Raw genomic sequence first — 24,953 nt, 5'->3', positions numbered from 1 at the left:
GTTTTAAATCAGACAAACTTTTTTGCTACCGCTGGCAAAAAAAATGCCGATTCACTTGCCACCGGTGGCAAATTGGTTATTATAGTATCAGCAACCAACTTACTTCAGTTGAAAAATTAAGGTAAAGGCGCCGGTAACTGTAATAACGGTGGCCACCAAAAAAAGAGGTTACTAATGACAGACAGACAAAAACGACAACATTTAAAAACCTTAGGCCTGGCAGGTGTCGGCTTATCTTTATGGTCATTAAACGGCTGCTCGTCTGTGTCTGCTGTTGCAACCTCTTCCAGTGATGCTGCCGACGCTGTGCTTTGGCAACAAGCCGATGCCATTATTGCTGCTATTGCACCTACTACCTTTGCCAAAAGTGATTTTGTTATTACCGAATTTGGTGCCAAAGTTGGCATTGATAGCAGTGACGCTATCAAAGCTGCCATTGCCGCCTGCGCTGCTGCAGGTGGTGGCCGTGTAGTGGTACCCGCCGGGCGTTTTAACACCGGGCCGGTGCATTTAAAATCTAACGTTAACCTGCACTTGCAAAAAGATGCCGTATTATCGTTTTACCCTGAACCAGAGCGTTACCTGCCTGCAGTGTTTACCCGTTGGGAAGGTGTAGAGTTAATGGGCTATTCGCCACTGATTTATGCCTTCGAGCAGGAAAACATCGCTGTAACCGGCGAAGGTATTCTGGAAGGTAATGGCAGTAATACGCAGTGGTGGCCGTGGAAAGGTAAATGGAAACATACCCCATGGCAGCTTGACGCGAAAACTGATCAAGCTAACACCCGTACGCCGCTGTTTGACATGGCCGAAGCCGGTGTGCCGGTAGCCGAGCGTGTGTTTGCGCAAAATTACTTACGGCCGCCGTTTATTCAGCCATACCGCTGTAAACGGGTATTAATTGAAGGCATTACCATTCGTAACTCACCATTTTGGCTGATTAACCCGGTGCTGTCAGAAGATGTGATAGTGCGCGGCGTTAACTGCGTTAGCCACGGGCCGAATTCCGATGGTTGCAACCCGGAGTCCAGCAACCGGGTATTAATTGAAAACTGTTTGTTTGATACCGGTGATGACTGCATTGCACTGAAATCCGGCCGTAATAACGACGGCCGCCGCCTGGCAACGCCGGTACAAAATGTGGTGATCCAGGATTGTATGATGCGTGCCGGCCACGGTGGTGTGGTATTGGGCAGTGAGATTTCCGGTGGGGCGCGTAATATTTTCGCCCGCCGCTGCCGGATGAGCAGCCCGGATTTAGAGCGCGGCATTCGTATTAAAACCAACTCGGTACGTGGCGGCCTGATTGAAAATATCTATATCCGCGATATTGATATCGGTGAAGTAAAAGACGCTATCGTGATTAACTTCTTCTACGAAGAAGGTGATGCAGGCCAACACCTGCCGCAGGTAAAGAATTTGCATATCAGCAATTTACGCGTGCAAAAAGCCCAGCGGGCGTTTTTGCTGCGTGGTTTTGAGCGGGCGCCGATCAGCGGTGTCAGTTTGCATCATGTGCAGTTTAACCAGACCGCCAGCATAGGCGTGCTGGAGAATGTGGCGCAGATTGATCAGTTCGATCTAACCTTAAATGGTGAGGCGCTGCAGCTATAGCTTTTACCTGAAGTACTGCGGTGCTGAGAGGGGAGAATCGACTTGCCCTAAACCAACCGTTGAAGGCATGGATGCCTGAATCGAGCCTACAGGGATGTATTTACGGCGTGTTGGTGTGGGCAAGTCGGTTCGAGCAAAACACAATAGTCAGACGCGTTTTTTTAATCACAGTTTGCCACCGCTAGACAAGGTGCAGGAAGGCTGAACATGAGCACAGAGCAAAAAACCGGTTGCAGTACCAGACTGGATACACCGGCAGATATCGGCGAGCAATTACAGGTGTTGCAGGTACATCCGCGCGACAACGTAGTAGTGGCATTGCAACCATTAGCGCAGGGCGCGGCGCTGCCAGAGCCGTTTGCGCAGTTAACTGCACAGCAGGCCGTACCGGCCGGGCACAAAGTGGCGCTGGTTGACATCGCCAAAGGCGAGAGTGTCATTAAATACGGCTTTGCCATAGGTGCGGCGACAACGGATATTAAAGCCGGTGAGCATATTCACTCGCACAACCTGGCAACTAAACTCAGCGGCCAGGTTGATTATCGTTACAACGGTTGTCAGGCACAGCCGTTGGTGTTTCCGGCCGGTTTACCAACAGAATTTATGGGCTACCGCCGTGCCAATGGCAAAGTGGGAACGCGCAATGAGCTGTGGATTATCAACACCGTTGGCTGTGTTAACCGCGCCGCGATGCGGGTAGCCGAACAGGCGCGTAAACAGTATGGCGATGATATCGACGGTATTTATGCCTTTACCCATCCGTTTGGCTGCTCGCAACTGGGCGATGATTTAGATCACACCCGCCGTTTACTGGCCGGGCTTATTCAACACCCCAATGCCGGTGGTGTGCTGGTAATGGGTTTAGGCTGTGAAAACAATCAGCTAAGTAAGTTACTGGCCGCAAGCCCGGGCGTTGATTTAAGCCGCATCCGCTCATTTAATGCCCAACAGGTGGAAGATGAAATAGAGCAAGGTTTGGCAGCAGTGGAAGAGCTGGTAGCAAAAATGCGCGATGATAAACGCACACCGTGCCCGGTAGCTGATCTGGTTGTGGGTATGAAATGCGGTGGTTCTGATGGTTTAAGCGGTTTAACCGCTAACCCGTTGGTGGGCCGGATTGCTGATTTAGTCGCGGCCGCTAACGGCAAGGTGGTACTGACCGAAACCCCGGAAATGTTTGGTGCTGAACAGGTATTTATGGCCCGGGCGCAAAACGAGCAGGTGTTTGGCGATATCGTTACCCTGGTGAATGATTTTAAACAGTACTTTATTGACAACAAACAGCCGGTGTATGAAAACCCGAGCCCCGGCAATAAAGATGGCGGCTTAACCACACTGGAAGAAAAATCGCTTGGCGCTATTCAAAAAGGTGGCTCTGCGGTAGTAAACCAGGTGATCCGCTATGGCGATATGGCCAGCCAAAGTGGCCTAACCCTGCTTGAAGGGCCGGGTAACGACGCGGTGTCATCCACCGCCTTAACAGCAGCTGGCGCTACCTTACTGCTGTTTACCACCGGCCGGGGCACACCACTGGGCTTTCCTGCACCGACAGTAAAAATTTCGTCGAATTCCTCTCTGGCTGCACGCAAGCCGCAGTGGATTGATTTTGATGCCGGCGGCCTGCTGAAAAAAGGCCAGGACGCCGGGCAGTTCAGCCATGACTTTTTCCGTTATCTGATCGATGTCGCCTCAGGCAAAGCTACGCGCAATGAGCAATCAGATAACCGCGAAATTGCCATCTGGAAAAACGGCGTGACGCTCTGATGCGTGAAATTAAAGCAATATTACATTTAACCACTTTTTATAACAGGACTTGAACATGGCACAGAGTCGTCGCTTAGAACTGCACCCGGACCGCTTATTTCCGTCAGATCCGGTGGTGCGCGATATCGCCCGGCGTTTATATCAGCAAATTAAAGACTTGCCTATCGTTAGCCCGCACGGCCATACCGATCCACGTTGGTTTGCAGAAGACGTCAACTGGGACAATGCCACCGCCTTATTGTTGCTGCCGGATCACTATGTGTTTCGTATGTTATACAGCCAGGGTATTAAACTGGAAGAGCTTGGCATCCGTCGTAAAGACGGTGCTGTGGTGGAAAGTGATTACCGCAAAATCTTCCATATTTTTGCCAGGCATTATTATCTGTTTCGTGGCACACCATCACGCATTTGGCTCGACACGGTATTTCACGACGTATTCGGTTTAACTGAAACCCTGGGTGAAGAAACCGCAGATCATTACTACGACAGCATTAACGCCCAACTGGCAAAACCGGAATTTAAACCGCGGGCGCTGTTAGAGCGTTTTAATATCGAGCTAATTGCTACTACCGAAGGCGCACTGAACGATTTAAAACACCATGCCAAATTAAAAGGCAGCGGCTTTGAAACCCGGGTGATTACCACCTTTCGCCCCGACGATGTGGTAGATGCCGACCGCGCTGATTTTGCTGCTAACGTGGCTAAATTAGGCGAAATTACCGGTGAAGATACGAAAAGCTGGCAGGGTTATCTGGCCGCACTGCGTAAACGCCGCGCTGTATTCCGTGAGCATGGTGCTACGGCCACCGATCACGGCCACCCAACCGCCATTACCGCAGACTTAGCCATGAAAGATGCCGCCGCGCTATTCCAACGCTGCTTAAGCGGTAAAGCCACACTTGCTGAAACCGAACTGTTTCGCGGCCAGATGCTGACCGAAATGGCCGGCATGAGCCTGGAAGATGGCATGACGATGCAAATTCACCCCGGTGCGCACCGTAACCACAACCAGGTGATTTTTGAGCGTTTTGGTGCCGATAAAGGCGCCGATATTCCCAGCCCGACTGAATACGTGCAGGCCCTTAAGCCTTTACTGCAGAAATACGGCAACGAAGCCAGCTTAAACATCATTCTGTTTACACTGGACGAAACCACTTATGCCCGTGAACTGGCGCCGCTGGCAGGTCATTACCCGGCATTAAAACTCGGCCCGGCCTGGTGGTTCCATGACAGCCCGGAAGGCATGTTGCGTTTCCGCCACCAGGTAACCGAAACCGCCGGTTTTTATAACACTGTGGGGTTTAACGACGATACGCGGGCATTTTTGTCTATCCCGGCGCGGCACGACGTAGCAAGGCGCATCGACTGCCGCTTCCTGGCAGGTTTAGTGGCCGAGCACCGGTTAACCGAAGAAGAAGCCGGCGAGTTAGCCTACGAGCTGACCTATGGCCTGGTAAAAAAAGCGTATCAGTTGAAATGATGCTAAGCGTAATCTAACAGCGGGGCAGATTGTTACTAAGCAGAGCGTCTCCAGCAGGGATGCTGGAGAGGAGTCTACAAGGATGTATTTACGACGTCTCTGCGTGTAACAAACTGCCCAAGCCTACACTGCAGAAAATAGCAGGAATCATAAATGGCACATCTCAGTAATCAGACTCTGGCGAGTCTAAACGGCAAGCTGCCAATTCCGGCCTACCGGCTGGCAGAGCAAAAGCCGCAAATCGGCATAGTGCATTTAGGCCCCGGCGCCTTTTTCCGCGGCCATCAGGCCTGGTATACCGAACAGGCCCTGCAATTTGGCGGCGATTGGGCCATCAGCGCCGTATCAATGCGCTCACCCGATGTCAGCCAGGCATTATCACCGCAAGATGGTTTATATACGCTGGCCGTGCTGGATGCCGTGCAAAGCTATCAGGTTATCGGCTCGGTGCAGGAAGTGCTGATCGCCAGCGAGCAGTATAGCCAGGTATTAGCGCGCTTAACGGCCGCCAGCACCAAATACGTTACTATGACCATTACCGAAAAAGGTTACTGCTTAAACGGCAGCGGCAAGCTGGACTTAAACCACAGCCAGATTCAGCAGGATTTAACCGGCAGCGGCCAGCCAATAACCGCCATTGGCTTGCTATTTACCGCACTGGCGGCGCGGTACCAGGCCAATATCGCCCCGTTTTGTGTGATTAGCTGCGATAACCTTACCGACAACGGCCATAAGCTGCGTAATGCACTGATTGCCTTTGCGGAGCAAAAAGACCCGACTATCGCTAACTGGCTCAGCCAGCAACTGATCAGCCCCTGCACTATGGTCGACAGCATTACCCCGGCCACCGACGAGGCGATTAAAGCTCAGGTTGCGGGAGTATTGGGTGTGCAGGATAACTGGCCGATTAAGCGCGAGGCCTTTGTACAGTGGGTTATCGAAGATATTTTACCGGCCGACCGGCCAGCCTGGCAGCAAGCCGGGGTGATTTACGCCCAGGACGTCACTGCCTTTGAAAAAGCCAAACTGCGTTTACTTAACGCACCGCATTCTACACTGGCCTATGTAGGCTGCTTGCTGGGCTACGAAACGGTATTTGATGCCATGCAGGATAAAGTGCTGACACAGTTTATTCAGCAAATGATCACTACTGAAATTATGCCGTCGTTCAAAGCCCCGGCCGAGCTGGATATTAACCAGTACAGTGAGGATATACTGGCGCGGTTTCGTAACCCGGCTATCCGTCATTTGCTGGCGCAAATTGCCTGGGACGGCTCGCAAAAGCTACCGATGCGCATACTGCCCGTCATCAGTGACAACTTAGCCGCCGGTAAAGCGATCGACAAACTGGCGTTTGCCATCGCCGCCTGGTGCCGGTTTATTGTTAAGCGTTATAGCGATAACGAAAAACTGGTTGACCCGCTGGCAGAGCAGCTACTGGCTGTGGCAGCACAGTGCAGTGGCAATGCCGATACCGACGTGGCGCTGTTTTTAGCCCTCGATGCGGTGTTCCCAGCGCAGCTAAGTTTGAACAAAGTATTTTTTGGTGCAGTGCATGCTGCTTATCATCAACTGGTTTCTCAACCGGCCGCAGCGCTGGAAGCTTTTACAGGAGTTGCTTAATGTCGTCTTTACCTCCTTTATTGTCGTCTTTGCTATCCCCTGTAATTAAGGGGCCGGCATTATTACCCATTATTCAGGCCGACACGCCGCATGAAGCTGTCGCCATTGCCAAAGCCTTGCAGGACGGCGGTGTAGGCTCGGTCGAAGTGGTGCTGCGCACCCGGCAGGCTTTAGCCGCCATTACTGCTATTCGTACTGCTTTGCCGGATTTGTTAGTGGGCGCCGGTACTATATTGTCAGCGGCAGATGCCAATGCCTGTAAAGATGCCGGCGCGCAGTTTCTGGTTAGCCCGGCCAGCACACCAAAGCTTTTGGAAGCGATGATTGCTACCGGCCTGCCACTGGCGCCCGGCGTAGCCACACCGTCAGAAATTGCCATGGCGTATGAATACGGTTTGCGCGAGGTGAAGTTTTTCCCGGCGCATTTATCCGGCGGCATTGAAATGCTAAAGGCCCTTAGCGGTGTATTCCAGCAAGTAAAGTTTTGCCCTACCGGTGGTATTGGTCAGCATAATCTGGCCGAGTTTTTAGCGCTGAAAAATGTATTTGTGGTGGGCGGCTCCTGGCTAACCCCGGCTAATTTGGTGAAAGCACAGCAGTGGAGCCAGATCACCGCACTGGCTGCTGAAGCAACCGCTATTGCCAAACAGATAAAAACCGCAGCTTAAGGAGCATGGCATGAGCAAACGTATTGTCATTATGGGTGAGTGCATGGTCGAGCTGTATCAGCTGGTAGACAATGTGTATCACCAGAATTTTGCCGGTGATGTGTTTAATACTGCGGTGTATTTAAAGCGCACTTGTGAAAACCCGGTTGATGTGCAGTTTTTTACTGCAGTGGGTACCGACCTTATCAGCGACAAACTGGTACGGGCGGTGGAGCGGGAAAAAATAGACACCAGCCTGATGCTGCGTACTAAAACCGCCCGGCCAGGCTTGTATATGATTAATACCGATGCTTTTGGCGAACGCAGTTTTGTCTACTGGCGCGACAGCTCGGCAGCTAAGCAGGTGTTGCAGTGTTTTAATGCGCAGTTGAACTACAACGCCATTAAAGGCTGCGATATGTTTTATTTCTCCGGTATTACGCTGGCGATTTTATCTGAAGCCGACAGAGCACAGTTATTCGAGCTGGTCAGCCGGTTAAAAGCCGATGGCAGCCAGATAGTGTTCGACCCGAATTACCGCCCGGCGCTGTGGCCGAATGCTGAAGCGGCCAAAGCCGCTTTTATTCAGGCCTATAGCCTGGCTGATATGGCGCTGCCTGGCCTGGATGACCATCGCGTATTGTTTGATGCGCAAACCACCAATGATGTGGTAGCGCAGCTGACGGAGCTGGGTGTGGCGGAAATTATTGTTAAAGATGGCAAAAACGGTATTAACGGCCGTTATCAGCAGCAGGGTTTTACAGCGCTGGCGCACCCGGTGAAGAAGGTGGTAGATACCACCGCAGCCGGCGATTCGTTTAACGGCGGTTATCTGGCAGCGCGCTTAGGTGGTATAGCGCCGCAGCATGCAGTGAAGTTTGCTGCCCGCTTAGCGGGCTTTGTCGTTGAGCATACCGGCGCTATTGTCAGCAAGGATCACTTTAACGGCTTTTGGGCGCAGAACCGGCCTTCGCTGTTTGTGAAGTGATTATTTAGCCGGTATCGGTGGTTGGTGACGCCGCAATAAAACACGCAGACACGCCGTAAACCCATCCGTGGGGGCTCCTCTCCCGCATCCATGCGGGAGACGGTCTGCTTAGTTTTTTCCGGCATCACTACCGTAGCAGGTTGGAACCCCGAAGCGCACAGCTAACGATTGATGTATCACCGGAATAACAAAGCGAAACAGTTAAGGGTATAGCAAAGCGTCTGCCGCAGGGATGCGGCAGAGACAAATTCGTAGGGAACGAATTTGAATGGCACAGCCACCCGAAGGGCAAATTGCAGGACGCAGTTTGTAAGTCTACAGGGACGTATTCACGACGTCTTTGCGTTCCCTTAACTGTGAAGCCAGCAACGGTACCAGAACAAAGCAACATAAAAGATCCGGCCCAAGCCGGGCAAGCGTCGCATCTGACCCTGACTAACAACCAAGTCAATTTTGTTAGAAGGAGCAAGGCATGAGTTTAGCAACAGTTTTTCCGCAAGCGGCTGATATACCGGCAGAGTTTGCCCATAAAGGCGAAATAACCCAGCGCGACTATTTATTAAACGGCGAGTTGGTGCAGTGGCAGGGCGAATTAAGCCCGGTGGTGAGCCCAATTTACCTACGTGACGGCGATGCTCTGCAGCAAGTAGTGCTGGGCCATACGCCGTTATTGGACGCTGACACTGCATTAACAGCACTCGACAGTGCGGTAAAAGCTTATGATTTAGGCCGTGGCGCCTGGCCAACTATGGCAGTGCTGGAACGTATTCAGCATGTAGAGAAATTCCTTGGCTTAATGCAACTGCAGCGCACTGAAGTGATCCGCCTGTTAATGTGGGAAATCGGCAAAACCTACCCCGATGCGGCGAAAGAGTTTGACCGCACCTGTGACTATATCCGCGATACCATCGAAGCGTTAAAACAGCAAGACAGAGACGCCAGTCACTTTATTATTGAACAGGGCAGTTTAGGCAAAATCCGCCGGGTGCCGGTAGGCGTCGCGCTGTGTATGGGGCCCTTTAACTACCCGCTAAATGAAACCTTTACCACGCTGATCCCGGCGCTGATCATGGGTAACACCGTGATCTTTAAACCGGCGAAATATGGCGTATTGCTTATTCAGCCGCTGCTGCAGGCGTTTTTACACAGCTTTCCGGCCGGGGTGATCAATATTATCTATGGCCGCGGCCGTGAAACCGTCGGTGCGCTGATGGAAAGCGGCAAAATTGACCTGTTTGCCTTTATTGGCACCAACAAAGGCGCCAGTGATCTAAAGCGTATGCACCCCAAACCACACCGGCTGCGCGCTGTGCTGGGGCTGGATGCGAAAAATCCGGCGATTATTCTGCCCGACGCCGATATGGACCGCACGGTGAAGGAATGCGTGGCCGGTAGTTTGTCGTTTAACGGCCAGCGTTGTACCGCGCTGAAAATTCTGTTTGTGCAGCAAAGCCGCGCTGCTGAACTGGTAGACAAGTTAGCAACAGCTATTAGCGCGCTAAAAGCCGGTATGCCGTGGCAAAGTGGTGTGGCGATAACGCCGTTGCCCGAGCCCGGTAAAACGCAGTTTCTGGCAGAGTTGTTAGAAGATGCACTAAGTAAAGGCGCTAAGCTACAAAACCCGGGAGGTGGTGAAACGGTAGCCTCTTTGTTTACCCCGGCGCTGTTATATCCGGTAAACAGCAGTATGCGGCTGTATAACGAAGAGCAGTTCGGCCCGCTGGTACCGGTGGTGCCCTATAACGATATTGCCGAAGTGATTGATTATGTGGTGAACTCTAACTTTGGCCAGCAGCTGAGTATCTTTGGCCAGAACCCGCAGCAAGTGGGTGAACTGGTGGATATTTTTGCTAATCAGGTCGGCCGGATTAATATCAACAGTCAATGCCAGCGCGGGCCGGACAGCTTTCCGTTTAACGGCCGCAAAGACTCCGCCGAAGGCACGCTGTCGGTGGTAGACGCCTTGCGGCAGTTCTCTACTCCCACTCTGGTAGCCGCCAAATACCAGCAAGCCGATATCGACTTCGTTAAACAGATGGTAAAGATGCGCAGTTCGCACTTTTTAGCCACGGACTTTTTGTTCTGATGTTACACAGGCTACGCTGGTTACTGCTGGCAGCGGGGTTATTGCTGCCTTTAGCTGCCAGTGCTAATTACTGGCAGGGGCAGCAGCTCACTGCACAGTGGCAGCAATATCTGGCAGATTCTGCACAGTTGCTACAGCAGGATGCCGCAGCGCTGGCAGCCGAACAGCAGGGCAGGCCGGCAACAGCGGCATTAAAGCATAATGAGTTTGGTTTAACCGGCATTAATAGCGCGGCAGAAGTGCAGGCCGTGCTAAGTTTTCAAACACCGTCCGGTGGCTGGAGCAAGCGCACTGATATGCGCAGCGCCAGGCAACCGGGCCAGCAGTTTGGCTCGGAACCCAATTACGTACCCACCTTTGATAATGACGCCACCAGTACACAATTACACTGGCTGGCTGATTTTTACCCGCAAGCCACACCGCAACTGCAACAGGATATCGCTCAGGCCATAGAACGGGGTATTACGCTGGTGCTGAGTGCGCAATACCCCAATGGCGGCTTCCCGCAATCTTACCCGCTACGTGGTAGTTATCATGACGCCATAACGCTGAATGACAACGCCCTGTATCAACTGATGCAACTGTTGTGGCAGGTGGCCAATGAACCGCGCTTTGCTATGCTGGCCGACAGCACAAAAACAGCGGCCGCAGTCGCTTTTTATCGCGCTGTGGACTGGCTGCTGGCTAATCAGGTGATAGTTGACGGCAAACGCACAGTGTGGGGCGCGCAGCATCATCCGTTAACCGGTGAGCCGGTAATGGCACGTAGCTATGAGCTGGCATCACTGGTTAGCAGCGAAAGTGCAAAACTGCTGCAGCTATTACTACGTTATGCGCCGGATCACCCCGGCGTAGCGCAAAGCCTGGCAGATGCTGCCAACTGGTTGAGAGAAAAGCAAATAAAAGATAAAGCGCGTTACCGCGACGCCGATGGCCGGTTGGCATTAACCGACAGCCCCGGCAGTGCAGTGTGGGCAAGGTTTTACGACATACAAACCGGTCAGCCGGTATTTTTCGACCGCGATGGCAAAACCTACAACGATGTCAGCCGGGTATCGCTGGAGCGCCAGCGCGGTTATGGCTGGTATCAAAGCGTGGCGGCAGAGTTTTTGGCAGAATATGATCAGGCTGGCGCAGACGCTCATTGCCGTAACTTTGGCCTGGATACACCCGGCGGTGCAGGCGGTGTGGTGCTAAAGGTGACCAACCTGAACCGCAACGGGCCCGGCTCTCTGGCTGCTGCGCTGGCACAAAGCGGGCCGCGTATTGTGGTATTTGAAGTGGCCGGGGTGATAGATCTTGAGCGTACTAATCTGGAAATAAACCAGCCGTACCTGACCATCGCCGGTGAAACAGCCCCTGCACCTGGCATTACGCTGATTAAAGGCGGCCTGCGTATTATCAGCCATGATGTGATAGTGCGGCATTTACATATCCGCCCGGGCGATGCCGGTTTGCCAAAGCGGGCGGGTTGGGATACCGACGGTATAGCCGTCACCGGTAAAGACGCCTGCAATGTGTTAATCGAGCACAATTCTATCAGCTGGGCCACTGACGAGCTGGTGTCGGCGTCAGGTCCGCGTGATAAAGGCCCGCAGGCAACGTCGAAGCACATCACTTTTCGCTACAATATTCTGGCCGAAGCGCTGGATTATGCCACCCACATAAAAGGCAAGCACAGCAAAGGCGCGCTGGTACATGATTTCAGCCAGCACATTGCTTTTATCGGTAACCTGTTTGCCCACAATGCACGGCGTAACCCGTACTTTAAAGCCCATACTACGGGTGTGGTACTCAATAACATTATTTATAACGCCGACGCCAATGCTGTGAAGCTGGGTTTTATTGATAATGAATGGACACATACCGCTTTTACACCAAAGAACCCGCAGGTGGCGGTGATAGGCAATGTGCTGCGCTATGGCCGCGATTCGTATTCAGATTTAGCCCTGGTGTCTTATCATGGCGATGCTTACCTGCAGGATAACCTGACCTTTAACCTCGACGATAAGCCTATGTATGATGCTATGGGCGTAATAAAGCGTTTAACTGCTGCACCGGTATGGCCACAGGGCATCAGTGTTATGGCTGCAAAAGAGCTGGAACGCCAGTTGCTACCGGTTATCGGCGCGCGGTACTGGCAACGCGACGCTATTGAACGGCGCATAGTACAAAGTTATTTCAACCGCGATGGCCGTATTATCGACAGCCAACAGCAAGTGGGTGGCTATCCGCAAATTAAACCGGTGTACCGGCCACTGCAGGTGCCAACAGACAATATCAACGCCTGGCTGGACAGCTTTATACCCATCAGCAGTAAACCACAGGAACCTTAAGTTATGCGTATTGAACACGTCGCTTTTAATGTTGCCCAACCCCAGCAAATGGCCAACTGGTACATTGAGCATTTAGGCTTTAGTTTAAAACGCGCATTAAATGATGCGGCACAAACGCATTTTCTTGCCGACGACAGCGGCATCATGATGATAGAGATTTACTGCAACCCGGCCGATCAGGTACCTGATTACGCGGCGATGGACTCACTAATTTTACACCTGGCGCTGGTATCGGCCGATCCGGCCGCTGACAGCGCCCGCCTAATCGCCGCAGGTGCCAGCCATGTTACTGACGTACACCTGAACGATGGCTCGCATCTGGCCATGCTGCGCGATCCCTGGGGCCTGGCACTGCAACTGTGCCGGCGCGGTTGCGCCAGGTAAAAGCGGGTTTTATAGCAGCTTAATAATGATGTTCTGAATAAATTATTCATAAATTGGTTTTTGTGGCAAAAAATTTATGCAAGATTAAACAGAATACCGTATTATCAGTTAATCTGCTTTCAGTGAGTTATCACCAGAGGTTTGCATGCAACCGCAGTTTATTCAGGCCGTTAAACAGCTTATTCCTGCTGAACGTTATTTTGACGACCCTATTGCTACGCTTGCTTTTGGTACTGACGCCAGCTTTTATCGTATGCTGCCCAAGTTAGTGCTGCGCATAGAAAGTGAAACTGAAGTGGTGGCGCTGCTAAAACTGGCAAATGAATTTAAGGTTGCGCTGACATTCCGTGCTGCCGGCACCAGTTTATCCGGCCAGGCGGTAACTGACTCTGTACTGCTGGTACTGGGCGAAAACTGGCAGCAACGTGAAGTGCGCGGTTTAGGCGAGCAAATACGGCTGCAACCCGGTGTTATTGGTGCGGCGGCTAACAGTGTACTGACAAAATTTCAGCGCAAAATCGGCCCTGATCCGGCGTCGATTAACAGTTGCAAAATTGGCGGTATAGTAGCGAATAACGCCAGCGGTATGTGTTGCGGCACTGCACATAACAGCTTTAATACTCTTTCGGCAATGCGCCTGGTATTGTTTGACGGCACAGTGCTGGATACCGAAGATGCGCAAAGCGTAATGGCGTTTCGCCACAGCCATGCCAAACTTTTAGCCGAGCTGGCTTTGCTGGGTAAGCAAACCCGTGATAACCCCGAACTTAGCGCACGAATTCGCCATAAATACCGCTTAAAAAATACCACCGGTTTTTCACTCAATGCGTTAACTGAATTTACTGATCCTATTGATATCCTGACCCATTTAATGGTCGGCTCTGAAGGCTGCCTGGGTTTTATCAGCGCTGTAACGTACAACACCGTACCGGATTATCCACACCGCGCCAGTGCCTTGCTGGTGTTCCCGTCGGTAGAAAGCTGCTGCCGTGCTGTTACGGTATTAAAGCAGCAGCCGGTATCAGCGGTAGAGCTACTGGATCGGCGCAGCCTGCGCTCGGTAGAGCATAAGAGCGGCATGCCAGCATGGGTAAAGGGCTTGTCTGACAATGCCTGTGCTTTGCTGATAGAAAGCACAGCAGTAAATGGTACCGTGTTACAGCAACAGCTGGCACAGGTACGCAGTGCTCTGGCAGCTTTTACGCTGGAACAGCAGGTTGATTTTAGTACTGACCCCGCCGTATACAACCAGCTATGGGCTATACGCAAAGGCACTTTTCCGGCAGTAGGGGCGGTGCGTAAAACCGGCACTACGGTGATTATTGAAGATGTTACTTTTCCGGTTGAGCAACTGGCTGAAGGTGTATCACGGCTGCAGCAGTTGTTTGATAAATACTACTACCATGAAGCGATTATTTTTGGCCATGCTTTAGAGGGGAACCTGCATTTTGTTTTTACCCAGGGCTTTGATGATGCGACACAGGTTGCGCGTTACGATGCCTTTATGCAGGAAGTGGCGCAACTGGTAGCAGTAGAGTTTGCCGGTTCGCTTAAAGCTGAACACGGCACTGGCCGCAATATGGCGCCTTTTGTTGAGCTGGAGTGGGGTACTGAAGCGTATAATCTGATGTGGCGGATTAAAAAGTTACTTGATCCGCAACATATTCTGAACCCGGATGTAGTACTCACTTACAACAACCAGCTGCATTTGCAAAACCTCAAACCCTTACCGGCAACTAACCCGCTGGTAGATAAATGTATTGAATGCGGCTTTTGTGAGCCGGTGTGCCCGTCGCGCAAGCTCACCTTAACGCCGCGCCAGCGTATTGTTACGCAGCGTGAAATTTCGCGTTTACAGCGCAGCGGTGATGAGCCAGAGCGGTTGGCTGAACTTAATAAGGCTTATCAGTACGCCGGTAACGACACCTGTGCCGCTTGTGGTATGTGCAGCACCGCCTGCCCGGTGGGTATTAATACCGGCGATCTTACCCGGCAGTTACGGGCAGAGCATAACCGCTCATGGCAGGGGTTGTCGGCTTTCGTTGCCCGGCATTTTACGGCAGTATCAGCTATGGCCCGTGCCGGCCTGGCTATAGGCAGTATACTTGGCAAACTGTTGCCGCTACGGGCTTTGTGGCATAGCGCAATGCCAACAGCGAACTATAACAATGTGCTGCCAATAGCTCATGCAGATACCCGGCTGAAACCTGTTATCTATTTAGCCAGCTGCTCTGGCCGCGTAATGGCGCCGCAGGCAGACAGTAAAGATAAACGCAGCCTGCAGCAGGTAAGTGCCCACTTACTGGCTAAAGCCGGTTATCAGCTGATAATGCCGGAAGGTCTGGCTAGCCAGTGCTGCGGTATGCCGTTTCAATCTAAAGGCCAGTTTGCTGCGGCAAGGCAAAAGCAGCATGAGCTGGAGCAATGGCTGCTTAAGGTAAGTAATAATGGTGACATACCTATTTTGTCAGACACCAGCCCCTGCAGTTTAACCCTGCAAGGTAAGCTGGATAGCAGGCTGCGTATTTTCGACAGTGTCGACTTTTTGCATGATAAAGTGCTGCCTAAGCTGAATATTACGCCGCTTAATGAGCCGGTAGCGCTGCATATTACCTGCAGTGCCAGCCAGTTGGGGCAGGCAGATAAACTCAAACAGTTGCTGCGTTGTTGCAGCAGCAATGTGGTGATCCCGGAAGGTATCAGTTGTTGTGGTTTTGCCGGTGATAAAGGTTTTGTCTTGCCAGAGTTAAATGCCTCGGCGCTGTCTGGTTTACAGCAGCAGGTAAGTGGCTGCACACAAGGGGTGTCAACCAGCCGTACCTGCGAAATTGGTTTATCGCGCCATAGCGGTATTGAGTATCAGCATCTGGTGTATTTGCTGGATAAATGCTCTTAGCGGGTATTTAACTGAAGTGAGTCATCGGGATCGAGCTTCGGGCCGGCAACTGACAACACGAAAAGACGCCGTAGATACTTCCCTGTAGGCTCCTCTGTGGCATCCCTGCCACAGACGATTTTCTTAGTTGTCAGTTGCCTCACCGCGTCTTTTCGTGTTGTTGGCAATTGAAGCCAACACGCGATACCGGTCAGACGCCGTTTATTATCACAGCTTATTTAAAATCTCAGCCGGTAATGCCAGCTCGTCATTACGGTTTACACCGACACCGCGGTCAAGAATATTCCTGGCAATTTGCTTAGCTTCATCCAGCGAGTGCATTTGCGCCGTGCCGCACTGGTAAATATTCAGCTCCGGGATATCGCTCTGGCTGGCAACGTGCAACACATCATCCATCGCCGCCTGCCAGGCTTTAGCTACACGCTGTTCGTCCGGCGTACCAATTAAGCTCATATAAAAGCCGGTGCGACAGCCCATCGGCGAAATGTCGATAATTTCTACGTCGTTGCCATTTAAATGGTCGCGCATAAAACCGGCAAATAAATGCTCCAGCGTATGAATGCCTTTTTCTGACAGAATTTCTTCATTCGGTACGCAAAAGCGTAAATCAAATACGGTGATGGCATCACCTTTTGGCGTATTCATTTTCTTTGCCACGCGTACGGCCGGGGCTTTCATAATGGTGTGGTCTACGGTAAAACTGTCGAGTAATGGCATAACAAAACCCTTTAAAAATAAACGCTGATGATGCTGGCTATTATAGGCAGGTAAACACCGATAAGTTAACCGTTATCGGTAGATAACAGCGTTAAACCGGCGCTAAAAGCGGATTAAATACGCAACAGACAAAATTTTTAATCTAATAACCTTGAATGGATCAGGGCTAATCCCCATTAACCGCTCAACGCAATTTGTGCTTGTTCAGAATATTAAGTGGAGTGTAGTTATGGGCAGAATTATCGGTATTGACTTAGGTACAACCAACTCTTGTGTTGCGGTTTTAGATGGCGACAAACCCCGCGTATTAGAAAACGCTGAAGGTACCCGTACCACGCCCTCTATTATTGCTTACGCTGAAGATGGCGAAGTATTAGTGGGCCAGCCGGCAAAACGCCAGGCTGTGACTAACCCGAAAAACACCTTATTCGCGATTAAGCGTTTAATTGGCCGTCGCTTTGAAGACAGTGAAGTACAACGCGACATCAAAATTATGCCTTACGCTATCGTTAAGGCAGATAATGGCGATGCCTGGGTTGAAGTTAAAGGCAAAAAATTAGCTGCACCGCAAATTTCAGCCGAAGTGCTGAAAAAAATGAAGAAAACCGCAGAGGATTTCTTAGGCGAAGCGGTAACGGCTGCGGTAATTACCGTACCGGCGTACTTTAACGATGCACAGCGTCAGGCCACTAAAGATGCCGGCCGTATTGCAGGCTTAGACGTTAAGCGTATTATCAACGAGCCAACAGCTGCGGCACTGGCTTATGGTATGGATAAAAAGAAAGGCGACACCAAAGTTGCGGTATATGACTTAGGTGGTGGTACTTTCGATATCTCGATTATTGAAATTGACGACGTAGATGGCGAGCAAACTTTTGAAGTACTGGCTACTAACGGTGATACTCACTTAGGTGGTGAAGACTTCGATAACCGTTTAATCAACTACTTAGTTGAAGAGTTCAAGAAAGAGCAGGGTATTGATCTGCGTAACGACCCTCTGGCAATGCAGCGCTTAAAAGAGTCTGCGGAAAAAGCCAAGATTGAGCTGTCGTCAGCGTCACAAACTGAAGTAAACCTGCCGTACATTACTGCTGATGCTTCAGGCCCGAAACACCTGAACATCAAAGTAACCCGTGCCAAGCTGGAATCTTTAGTAGAAGACCTGATTCAACGTACTATTGAGCCGTTAAAACAAGCACTGAAAGACGCTGATTTAAGCGTGGGCGACATTAACGACATCATTCTGGTGGGCGGTCAAACGCGGATGCCAAAAGTACAGGAAGCGGTAACGGCTTTCTTTGGCAAAGAGCCGCGTAAAGACGTGAACCCGGACGAAGCCGTAGCAGTAGGTGCCGCTATTCAGGGTGCGGTGTTGTCAGGCGATGTTAAAGACGTATTGCTGCTTGACGTAACACCACTGTCACTGGGTATTGAAACCATGGGCAGCGTAATGACAGCGCTGATTGAGAAAAACACCACGATCCCAACCAAGAAATCGCAGGTGTTCTCAACGGCAGAAGACAACCAGTCTGCGGTAACCATTCACGTGCTGCAGGGTGAGCGTAAACGCGCCTCTGACAACAAATCACTGGGGCAGTTTAACTTAGAAGGTATCCGTGCCGGACGTCGCGGCGAGCCGCAAATTGAAGTAACCTTCGATCTGGATGCCGACGGTATTTTGCACGTATCAGCTAAAGATAAAGACACCGGTAAAGAGCAGAAAATCACCATCAAGGCGAACTCTGGTTTGTCTGATGAAGAAATTCAGGCCATGGTACGTGATGCAGAAGCTCACGCTGAAGAAGACAAAAAGTTTGAAGAGCTGGTGCAAACCCGTAACCAGGCCGACGCGATGGTTCATGCCACCCGTAAGCAACTGGAAGAAGTAGGCACTGCACTGGCAGCAAATGATAAAGAAGCCATTGAAACGGCAATCAAAGAGCTGGAAGCTGTATTAAAAGGCAGCGACAAAGCCGCTATTGATGAGAAGTCTCAGGCACTTATTCAGGCATCGCAAAAGCTGATGGAAGCGGCTCAGGCCAAAGCCCAGCAAGGCGGCAGCGACGCAGGCCAGCAGGCAGGCGGCAACGACGACGTGGTTGATGCTGAGTTTGAAGAAGTGAAAGACGACAAAAAATAATTAAGGTTTAACCGGGCTGTAGTAAACTGCAGCCCCTTTAACATGAGAAGTTAGCACTAAGCTATGTCGAAGCGTGACTATTATGAAGTACTAGGTGTCGCTAAAGGCGCCGACGATAAAGACATCAAAAAGGCTTATAAACGCCTCGCCATGAAATTTCACCCGGACAGAACTCAGGGTGATAAAGCCATGGAAGAGAAGTTTAAAGAAGTCCAGGAAGCCTATGAGGTGTTGTCGGATGAGCAAAAACGCGCAGCCTATGACCGTTATGGCCATGCCGGGGTAGATCCAAACCGCGGTGGCGCTGGTGCAGGCAATGCTGATTTTGGCGATATTTTTGGTGATGTATTCGGTGATATCTTCGGTGGCGGAGGCCGTCGGGGTCAGTCACGGGCGCAGCGTGGTTCCGATTTACGTTACAATCTGGAGCTAAGCTTAGAAGAAGCAGTACGCGGCAAATCAGTTGATATTAAAGTACCAACGATGGTGAGCTGCGACAGCTGCGATGGCTCGGGTGCTAAAAAAGGCACGTCAGCGAAAAGCTGTCCAACCTGTCATGGTGCCGGCCAGGTGACAATGCGTCAGGGCTTTTTTGCCGTACAGCAAACCTGCCCAACCTGTAATGGCCGTGGCAAAATTATTCCTGACCCCTGCACTAAGTGCCATGGCGAAGGCCGCGTAGAGAAAACCAAAACCTTGTCAGTGAAAATTCCGGCAGGTGTGGACACCGGCGATCGTATCCGTTTAACCGGCGAAGGTGAAGCGGGCATGCATGGCGCACCGGCAGGCGATCTTTACGTGCAGGTGCATGTAAAAGAGCACCCGATCTTCGTGCGCGATGGCAATAACCTGTACTGCGATGTACCTCTGAGTTTCACTATTGCTGCACTGGGTGGTGAAATTGATGTGCCGACCCTGGATGGCCGAGTGAAGCTGAAGATACCGGCAGAAACGCAAACCGAAAAAATGTTCCGTCTGCGGGGTAAAGGTGTGCAGTCGGTGCGCGGTGGCGGTGTGGGTGATCTGGTATGCAAAGTTGTGATCGAAACACCGGTGAACTTAAGCGAAAAGCAAAAAGATTTACTGCGTCAGCTTGATGACAGCATGGCAGGGGATGGTGAAGCCAAACACCGGCCTAAATCGAAGGGCTTCTTTGATGGCGTGAAGAAGTTCTTTGACGATTTAACCAGCTAAGCTGTAATGAAAAACCACCTTCGGGTGGTTTTTTATTGCCCAGCAGATACAATAACAGCATGTTACGCAGTGTCGGCTGCGATCAAAGTGTCAAATAAGGATATGCTCATGTTGAAAAAGTTATTACTGCTAACCACCTGCTCTTTACTGATTGTGGCCTGTGCACAATCGCCAACCGGACGCCGTCAGGTCATGCTGTTTAATGCAGCTGAACTGGATAAGATGGGCGCACAAACCTTTGAAACCATGAAAGCTGAAACGCCCATTTCCAAAGACCGGCGTACCAATGAGTATGTACAATGTGTTGCAGGCGCTTTGCTGAAGGTGACTCCACAGGAGTTTATGGGCAACACCTGGGAAATAGTAGTATTCGATTCTGAGCAGGTAAATGCTTTTGCGTTGCCAGGCGGCAAGATAGGTGTGTATACCGGCCTGTTGAAAGTAGCTGAAAACCAGAACCAGCTGGCAGCGGTTATCGGCCATGAAATCGCGCACGTAATGGCTGGTCACAGCAACGAGCGCCTGTCTACTAATCAGTTTATTCAAACGGCCTTGACACTGGGCGATGCCGCTATGAAAGCTTATAACGTACAGTATCAGCAACAACTGATGACGGCTTTTGGTTTAGGGGCGCAAGTCGGTGTAGCACTGCCATTTAGCCGGGCACATGAAAGTGAGGCCGATATTATAGGGCTGGATTTAATGGCAAAGGCGGGTTTTGAGCCGCGTCAGTCGGTTAACTTATGGCAGAATATGGCGGCGCAGGGCAGTAGCGGTACACCACAAATTCTGTCTACCCACCCGTTGCCGGAGACACGGATTAAAGAATTGCGCGAAAAAATGCCAACGGCAATGCAAACCTACAATGAACGCAAAGCCAGCGGTGCTTTGCCTAACTGTAAAGCCTGATATTAGCGTCAGCTTGCTTTACAACTTATGCCGTCGCGATGTTGGGTTTCAGAATTTTATGATGCCTGATATGAAGTTATATTGTTGGATTTGATCTTGCATGTAACTGGCATTACACTTTATGCAGTTTGCTTTATGGAATGTAGCTATGGAACCTGTTAATGACAAGGAAATAAAGGCAACGCAGTCTGGCCGCAGAAAATTTTTAATGCGCGCAGGTCTGGGTAGCTTGCCGGTGTTGCTGACACTTAAGAGTAAATCCGCCTGGGGTACCAGCACACTTAACTGTTCGTTAAGCGAAAATGCATCGCAGATGCAGTCAGTACAACCTGATAAATTTGAACAGTGTAAAAAAAGTTATGATTCTCATGGCAGTGCCAAGCTATATTTTGAGGCTAAAAAGCCGGGTATTGGTGGCGGTAAAGGCGGTTATTTCTATAAGTCTGGCGGCCAATGGCATAAGAAGTGGCGCGGTATAGAGATAAATCAAAACACCAAGTTTAATACTGTTTTTCAGTATGGCTACAATGGTACGCTACGCGACGCCGTTAACCTTGGTGGTAGCAATGCACTAATCCGCAATATTGCGGCAATTTTCCTGCATGCGCTGTACTACCAGTTAGAAGGTATCAGCACCAGTATCCCTACGCCTGATGAAATAGTAAATGCTTATCAGGGCGCGGTTACTCAGGCACAAAAAGATCAGCTATCGGCTTTATTGGTGTATTACATCGACGGTTACATGGGGTAACCTGATGGACGTAACACTGAGTTATGCTGCCTGGCTATCTCAGCAAACCACAGATAACAACACACTGCAGGTAACATTTAATGATGCCAGCAGTGTGCTGTTTTCAACGTTCGATCATGAAACTCATCTGAGCGGAGCAGAGGTTGAGATAACAGAGCCTGACGTTGACTGATTTCGCTATTCATACTGCACCTTTTTCCGTACTTGTTACTAACCACAGCAACAAGCTTACTGCCGCGCTTGCTGAGTTATATCCTGCGACACTGATAACACGCCCGAACCCACAACTTATTTACGATTTTTGCCTGCAAGTGCAGCGTAAATGGTCGGGCTGGGGGCGGCCGTTTCATGTTTCATCCGGCGATCAGCATTTCAGAATGACCGACTCAGCCCAACTGGTACCGGTTTTTGAGTGGGGTGTTAACTGGTGCGTGGCTTCTTATCAGCATCAGTTTCTGGCTATTCATGCCGCAGTGCTTGAACGTGACGGAAAAGCACTGATTATGCCGGCACCTCCAGGTTCAGGTAAAAGCACGCTGTGCGCAGTACTGATGCAGGAAGGCTGGCGTTTATTGTCTGACGAAATGTGCCTGGTTGATTTAACCAGCGGTGCAATTGTGCCTTATGTCAGGCCGGTGAGTCTGAAAAACCAGTCATTGACGTTATTGCAAAGCTGGTATCCGCAGGCACAAATCCGGCAAATTACCAGCGGTACGACTAAAGGCACAGTAGGTTATATGTTGCCATCAACACAAAGCTGGGCCGGTATGCAGCAAACGGCAATAGCTGCCTGGGTTATTTTCCCGCAGTATAATGCCGCACAGCAGCAGCTAACGCTATCAAAGGTAAGCCAGGCTGATGCCTTTATGCATCTTGCCAATAACTCTTTTAACTACGCCATACTGGCAGAGCAGGGCTTTAACAGCCTTAGCAGGTTAACACAGCAGGTTGATGCTTACCGGCTGGAATATGCCTGCATAGAGCAAGCTTTGAGCGGGTTGAATAAGTTATGTTAAGTTCGCAGTTACTGGCTTTTTTTGCCTCGCCGGCCGCATTTGTGCGCCAGGCCACACCACAGCAATGGACCATATTTTTACAGCAAGCCCGCCAACAAGGCCTTACAGCCCGGTTTTACCATGTGCTACAAACAAAGCAATTGCTTGACCAGGTGCCGCAGCAGGTTAAGTTGCATGGTGAATCGGGGGCGCGTTACGCTCTGAAGCAGCAGCACAGCCTGTATTCTGAATTACAGCAACTGGAGCCGTTGTTTGCTGGCGCTGATTACCCCTGCTTGTTGTTAAAAGGCGCAGCTTACAGAGCACAGGCTTTAGTGGTGAGTTTTGGCCGGTTGTTTTCTGATATTGATATTCTGGTGCCGGCAAACCAGCTGCGGCATGTGCGGGACAGGTTATTTTTTTATGGCTTTCGCGAAGGTGAAATGACCAGTTACGACCGTGATTACTATCTAAACTGGTCGCATCAGAATCCGCCGTTACAACATTATCAGCGTGGCACAGTGATCGATTTACACCACCATATTTACCCGACGGCATCTGCCAGAAGTATAGATATCACGCCGTTATTTACTCATGCTGTCAGTATTCCGGGCTCAGCGTTTAAAGTGCCTGCCACCGCACATTTATTTATCCATGCGGCTGTGCATCTGTTTTATCAGGAAGAGACACATAAGCTAACCAAAGATGTGATTGATTTAAATGATTTACTGCAGGAAGTGCAACATCAGCAGCAACTGGATTTTATGCTTGAACAAGCTGCGCTGATGTCGGTGCAGTCAGCCGTGAGCAATGCGTGCCGGGTGCTGAGTATATTATTTGATAATGGTGCCGCGCAGGCTGCTTTACAACGCTCTGCGTTGCCCCGGCCCCAGCCGTTGGTGTGTAATTTACTGCTGACCATGTTGCAGGGCTCTGCGGGCAGTGCCTGGCTTGCCCGCCAGCTCTGGTTTGTGCGCGGCCACAGCCTGAAAATGCGCTGGCAGGTGCTGGTTTATCATAGCCTGGCTAAACCTGCCAGTAGCCTGCAGCGCTGGTTCCGGCGTTTATTACCAGGGCATAAATCTTAAACCGCAGCCGCCGCTACTTTTGGCTTTGCCGGTTTAAGTAAAATAGTGAATACCGCTACCAGCAGCAATATCAGGCAGTAATAGCTTTGCGTTACTACCTGCCATGGTGATATGCCGAAACTAGCCCCCAGCAACAATGCCTGAGCCCCATAAGGTACCAAGCCCTGGCTGATACAGGCAAAAATATCCAGCAAGCTGGCGCTGCGCTTAGGGGTTATCTGATGTTGTTGGGCCAGGGTTTTGCTAATCTCACCTGTTAAAACTATTGCTACAGTATTATTGGCGATACACAGGTTACTGCTAAACGCTAATGCTGCAATTGCCAGTTGCTGCGCTTTATTGCCAGCCAGTTTCAGGCTGCCAGCAACTTGCTGGATTTTACCGGCGATCCACTGCAAGCCTCCTTGCTGTTTAATAAACTCGCTCAGTGCGCTTACCAGCATGGCCAGCAGGAAAATCTCCTGCACACTGGCAAAACCGCCGGCGATATCTTTACCGAGGTTAGCCAGAGCGTAATCAGCAAAAAAGGCGCCTTGCAGTGCAGCCAGTACGATGCCCAGCAGCAGTACAACAAATACATTCAGCCCCATTACCGCCAGTAGCAAAATAGCAGCATATGGCATTACACCGCTCCAGTTTACGGTATCAATTTGTACCGGTGCTCCGTCTGTGGCCAGCGCAATGTACAGCAGCAGTGTTAACACGGCTGCTGGCAGGGCAATTTTAATATTTTCACGGAATTTATCTGCCATTTTTGCGCCTTGGGTGCGGGTAGACGCAATGGTGGTATCAGAAATAATCGACAGATTATCGCCAAACATGGCGCCGCTAAGCAGTACACCCGCCACTAACGCCTGGTCTAATCCGGCCTGATTAGATAAACCAACAGCAATAGGAGCCAGTGCACCTATAGTGCCCATTGAGGTACCCATAGCGGTGGATATTAGTGCAGCAATAACGAATAAGCCTGGTAATAGCCAGGGCGCAGGTACTAAGCTAAGACCTGCGTTTACGGCAGCATCTACACCGCCGGTTGCTGTGGCAACACTGGCAAAGGCACCTGCCAGCAAATAAATAATACACATGGTAATAATATTGCTGTTACCTGCGCCTTTTATCATCACATCTATAGATTGTTGCAGCGGCGCTTTATGCAGCCAGATTGCCAGTATAAGGGCAGGGATAATAGCAACATGACCGGGCAACTGGTAAAACGCATAGGCTACGCCTGCATTTTGCAGATAAAGGCCGGTGCCGAGAAACAGCGCGACAAAAAACAGTAATGGCAGCAGTGAGCGCTTAGCGCCCGCTGGTGCCAGCGTAGTGTTGTGCATAGGTTTA

General features: G+C 50.8%; 19 protein-coding genes. 17 read left to right on the top strand and 2 right to left on the bottom strand.

Annotated features, from left to right (window positions below):
* Positions 1–174 precede the first annotated feature (174 nt).
* The 10 genes from J3B89_RS01515 (at position 175) to J3B89_RS01470 (ending at position 15,818) form a co-directional block, all read left to right on the top strand.
* On the top strand, positions 175–1,614 hold the full coding sequence (locus tag J3B89_RS01515) for a glycoside hydrolase family 28 protein (protein WP_215395748.1): 1,440 nt from the start codon (positions 175–177) through the stop codon (positions 1,612–1,614).
* A 207-nt stretch (positions 1,615–1,821) separates the two neighbouring features.
* Positions 1,822–3,378 carry a UxaA family hydrolase gene (locus tag J3B89_RS01510; protein WP_215395747.1) on the top strand — a complete coding sequence of 519 codons (1,557 nt, stop codon included), beginning with the start codon at positions 1,822–1,824 and terminating at the stop codon, positions 3,376–3,378.
* A gap of 55 nt (positions 3,379–3,433) precedes the next feature.
* On the top strand, positions 3,434–4,858 hold the full coding sequence (uxaC, locus tag J3B89_RS01505; protein WP_215395746.1) for a glucuronate isomerase: 1,425 nt from the start codon (positions 3,434–3,436) through the stop codon (positions 4,856–4,858).
* Between the two features lie 153 nt (positions 4,859–5,011).
* On the top strand, positions 5,012–6,481 hold the full coding sequence (locus J3B89_RS01500) for a mannitol dehydrogenase family protein (protein WP_215395745.1): 1,470 nt from the start codon (positions 5,012–5,014) through the stop codon (positions 6,479–6,481).
* Positions 6,481–7,149, top strand: coding sequence for a bifunctional 4-hydroxy-2-oxoglutarate aldolase/2-dehydro-3-deoxy-phosphogluconate aldolase (gene eda / locus J3B89_RS01495; protein ID WP_215395744.1), 669 nt, complete (start codon positions 6,481–6,483; stop codon positions 7,147–7,149). Before J3B89_RS01500 ends, eda begins: the two co-directional genes overlap by 1 nt.
* Positions 7,150–7,159: 10 nt before the next feature.
* A complete protein-coding gene (locus tag J3B89_RS01490) occupies positions 7,160–8,116 on the top strand; it encodes a sugar kinase (RefSeq protein ID WP_215395743.1) in 957 nt (318 codons plus the stop codon).
* A gap of 472 nt (positions 8,117–8,588) precedes the next feature.
* On the top strand, positions 8,589–10,202 hold the full coding sequence (locus tag J3B89_RS01485; protein WP_215395742.1) for an NADP-dependent glyceraldehyde-3-phosphate dehydrogenase: 1,614 nt from the start codon (positions 8,589–8,591) through the stop codon (positions 10,200–10,202).
* The gene (gene pelA / locus J3B89_RS01480) at positions 10,202–12,538 is read left to right on the top strand and encodes a pectate lyase (RefSeq protein ID WP_215395741.1); all 2,337 of its coding nucleotides are present in this window, start codon (positions 10,202–10,204) and stop codon (positions 12,536–12,538) included. The genes J3B89_RS01485 and pelA overlap by 1 nt, the downstream gene beginning before the upstream one ends.
* 3 nt (positions 12,539–12,541) lie before the next feature.
* Positions 12,542–12,922 carry a VOC family protein gene (locus J3B89_RS01475; RefSeq protein WP_215395740.1) on the top strand — a complete coding sequence of 127 codons (381 nt, stop codon included), beginning with the start codon at positions 12,542–12,544 and terminating at the stop codon, positions 12,920–12,922.
* Between the two features lie 145 nt (positions 12,923–13,067).
* Complete coding sequence (locus J3B89_RS01470) at positions 13,068–15,818, top strand: FAD-binding and (Fe-S)-binding domain-containing protein (protein ID WP_215395739.1); 2,751 nt, start codon at positions 13,068–13,070, stop codon at positions 15,816–15,818.
* A gap of 207 nt (positions 15,819–16,025) precedes the next feature.
* Here J3B89_RS01470 and luxS read toward each other — a convergent pair whose 3' ends face one another.
* Positions 16,026–16,535 (bottom strand): S-ribosylhomocysteine lyase, encoded by a 510-nt coding sequence (luxS, locus tag J3B89_RS01465; RefSeq protein ID WP_215395738.1) that lies wholly within the window; start codon positions 16,533–16,535, stop codon positions 16,026–16,028.
* Between the two features lie 229 nt (positions 16,536–16,764).
* Between luxS and dnaK the strand changes: the two genes are divergently transcribed.
* The 7 genes from dnaK to J3B89_RS01430 all read left to right on the top strand — a co-directional run bounded on the left by dnaK (position 16,765) and on the right by J3B89_RS01430 (position 23,612).
* Entirely contained in the window at positions 16,765–18,675 is a 1,911-nt protein-coding gene (gene dnaK, locus J3B89_RS01460; protein ID WP_215395737.1) for a molecular chaperone DnaK, read from the top strand.
* A 63-nt stretch (positions 18,676–18,738) separates the two neighbouring features.
* Positions 18,739–19,869, top strand: a complete 1,131-nt coding sequence (gene dnaJ, locus J3B89_RS01455) for a molecular chaperone DnaJ (RefSeq protein ID WP_215395736.1) — start codon at positions 18,739–18,741, stop codon at positions 19,867–19,869.
* A gap of 108 nt (positions 19,870–19,977) precedes the next feature.
* Positions 19,978–20,778, top strand: a complete 801-nt coding sequence (locus tag J3B89_RS01450; protein ID WP_215395735.1) for a M48 family metallopeptidase — start codon at positions 19,978–19,980, stop codon at positions 20,776–20,778.
* Between the two features lie 148 nt (positions 20,779–20,926).
* Entirely contained in the window at positions 20,927–21,529 is a 603-nt protein-coding gene (locus J3B89_RS01445) for a hypothetical protein (protein ID WP_215395734.1), read from the top strand.
* 4 nt (positions 21,530–21,533) lie between these two features.
* Positions 21,534–21,701 carry a hypothetical protein gene (locus tag J3B89_RS01440; RefSeq protein WP_215395733.1) on the top strand — a complete coding sequence of 56 codons (168 nt, stop codon included), beginning with the start codon at positions 21,534–21,536 and terminating at the stop codon, positions 21,699–21,701.
* Positions 21,694–22,545, top strand: a complete 852-nt coding sequence (locus tag J3B89_RS01435) for an HprK-related kinase A (protein ID WP_215395732.1) — start codon at positions 21,694–21,696, stop codon at positions 22,543–22,545. Before J3B89_RS01440 ends, J3B89_RS01435 begins: the two co-directional genes overlap by 8 nt.
* Positions 22,539–23,612 carry a nucleotidyltransferase domain-containing protein gene (locus J3B89_RS01430; protein WP_215395731.1) on the top strand — a complete coding sequence of 358 codons (1,074 nt, stop codon included), beginning with the start codon at positions 22,539–22,541 and terminating at the stop codon, positions 23,610–23,612. Before J3B89_RS01435 ends, J3B89_RS01430 begins: the two co-directional genes overlap by 7 nt.
* Here the strand turns inward: J3B89_RS01430 and J3B89_RS01425 are convergent.
* Positions 23,609–24,946: a Na+/H+ antiporter NhaC family protein gene (locus J3B89_RS01425; protein WP_215395730.1), complete on the bottom strand. Its 1,338-nt coding sequence runs from the start codon at positions 24,944–24,946 to the stop codon at positions 23,609–23,611. The genes J3B89_RS01430 and J3B89_RS01425 overlap by 4 nt on opposite strands.
* Positions 24,947–24,953: the final 7 nt, after the last annotated feature.

This window comes from Rheinheimera oceanensis, from assembly GCF_018831085.1.
GTDB lineage: Bacteria > Pseudomonadota > Gammaproteobacteria > Enterobacterales > Alteromonadaceae > Alishewanella > Alishewanella oceanensis.
The sequence above is the reverse complement of the archived record's forward strand: the minus strand, read 5'-3'. Positions and strand labels throughout refer to the sequence as shown.

Excerpts from the sequence above, each read along its gene's own strand:
- pelA (WP_215395741.1), top strand. The coding sequence starts at position 10,202 with ATGTTACACAGGCTACGCTGGTTACTGCTGGCAGCGGGGTTATTGCTG.
- J3B89_RS01490 (WP_215395743.1), top strand. The coding sequence starts at position 7,160 with ATGAGCAAACGTATTGTCATTATGGGTGAGTGCATGGTCGAGCTGTAT.
- J3B89_RS01450 (WP_215395735.1), top strand. The coding sequence starts at position 19,978 with ATGTTGAAAAAGTTATTACTGCTAACCACCTGCTCTTTACTGATTGTG.
- J3B89_RS01430 (WP_215395731.1), top strand. The coding sequence starts at position 22,539 with ATGTTAAGTTCGCAGTTACTGGCTTTTTTTGCCTCGCCGGCCGCATTT.
- J3B89_RS01500 (WP_215395745.1), top strand. The coding sequence starts at position 5,012 with ATGGCACATCTCAGTAATCAGACTCTGGCGAGTCTAAACGGCAAGCTG.
- luxS (WP_215395738.1), bottom strand. The coding sequence starts at position 16,535 with ATGCCATTACTCGACAGTTTTACCGTAGACCACACCATTATGAAAGCC.
- eda (WP_215395744.1), top strand. The coding sequence starts at position 6,481 with ATGTCGTCTTTACCTCCTTTATTGTCGTCTTTGCTATCCCCTGTAATT.
- J3B89_RS01515 (WP_215395748.1), top strand. The coding sequence starts at position 175 with ATGACAGACAGACAAAAACGACAACATTTAAAAACCTTAGGCCTGGCA.
- J3B89_RS01510 (WP_215395747.1), top strand. The coding sequence starts at position 1,822 with ATGAGCACAGAGCAAAAAACCGGTTGCAGTACCAGACTGGATACACCG.
- uxaC (WP_215395746.1), top strand. The coding sequence starts at position 3,434 with ATGGCACAGAGTCGTCGCTTAGAACTGCACCCGGACCGCTTATTTCCG.
- J3B89_RS01440 (WP_215395733.1), top strand. The coding sequence starts at position 21,534 with ATGGACGTAACACTGAGTTATGCTGCCTGGCTATCTCAGCAAACCACA.
- J3B89_RS01470 (WP_215395739.1), top strand. The coding sequence starts at position 13,068 with ATGCAACCGCAGTTTATTCAGGCCGTTAAACAGCTTATTCCTGCTGAA.
- dnaK (WP_215395737.1), top strand. The coding sequence starts at position 16,765 with ATGGGCAGAATTATCGGTATTGACTTAGGTACAACCAACTCTTGTGTT.
- J3B89_RS01445 (WP_215395734.1), top strand. The coding sequence starts at position 20,927 with ATGGAACCTGTTAATGACAAGGAAATAAAGGCAACGCAGTCTGGCCGC.
- J3B89_RS01485 (WP_215395742.1), top strand. The coding sequence starts at position 8,589 with ATGAGTTTAGCAACAGTTTTTCCGCAAGCGGCTGATATACCGGCAGAG.
- J3B89_RS01475 (WP_215395740.1), top strand. The coding sequence starts at position 12,542 with ATGCGTATTGAACACGTCGCTTTTAATGTTGCCCAACCCCAGCAAATG.
- dnaJ (WP_215395736.1), top strand. The coding sequence starts at position 18,739 with ATGTCGAAGCGTGACTATTATGAAGTACTAGGTGTCGCTAAAGGCGCC.
- J3B89_RS01425 (WP_215395730.1), bottom strand. The coding sequence starts at position 24,946 with ATGCACAACACTACGCTGGCACCAGCGGGCGCTAAGCGCTCACTGCTG.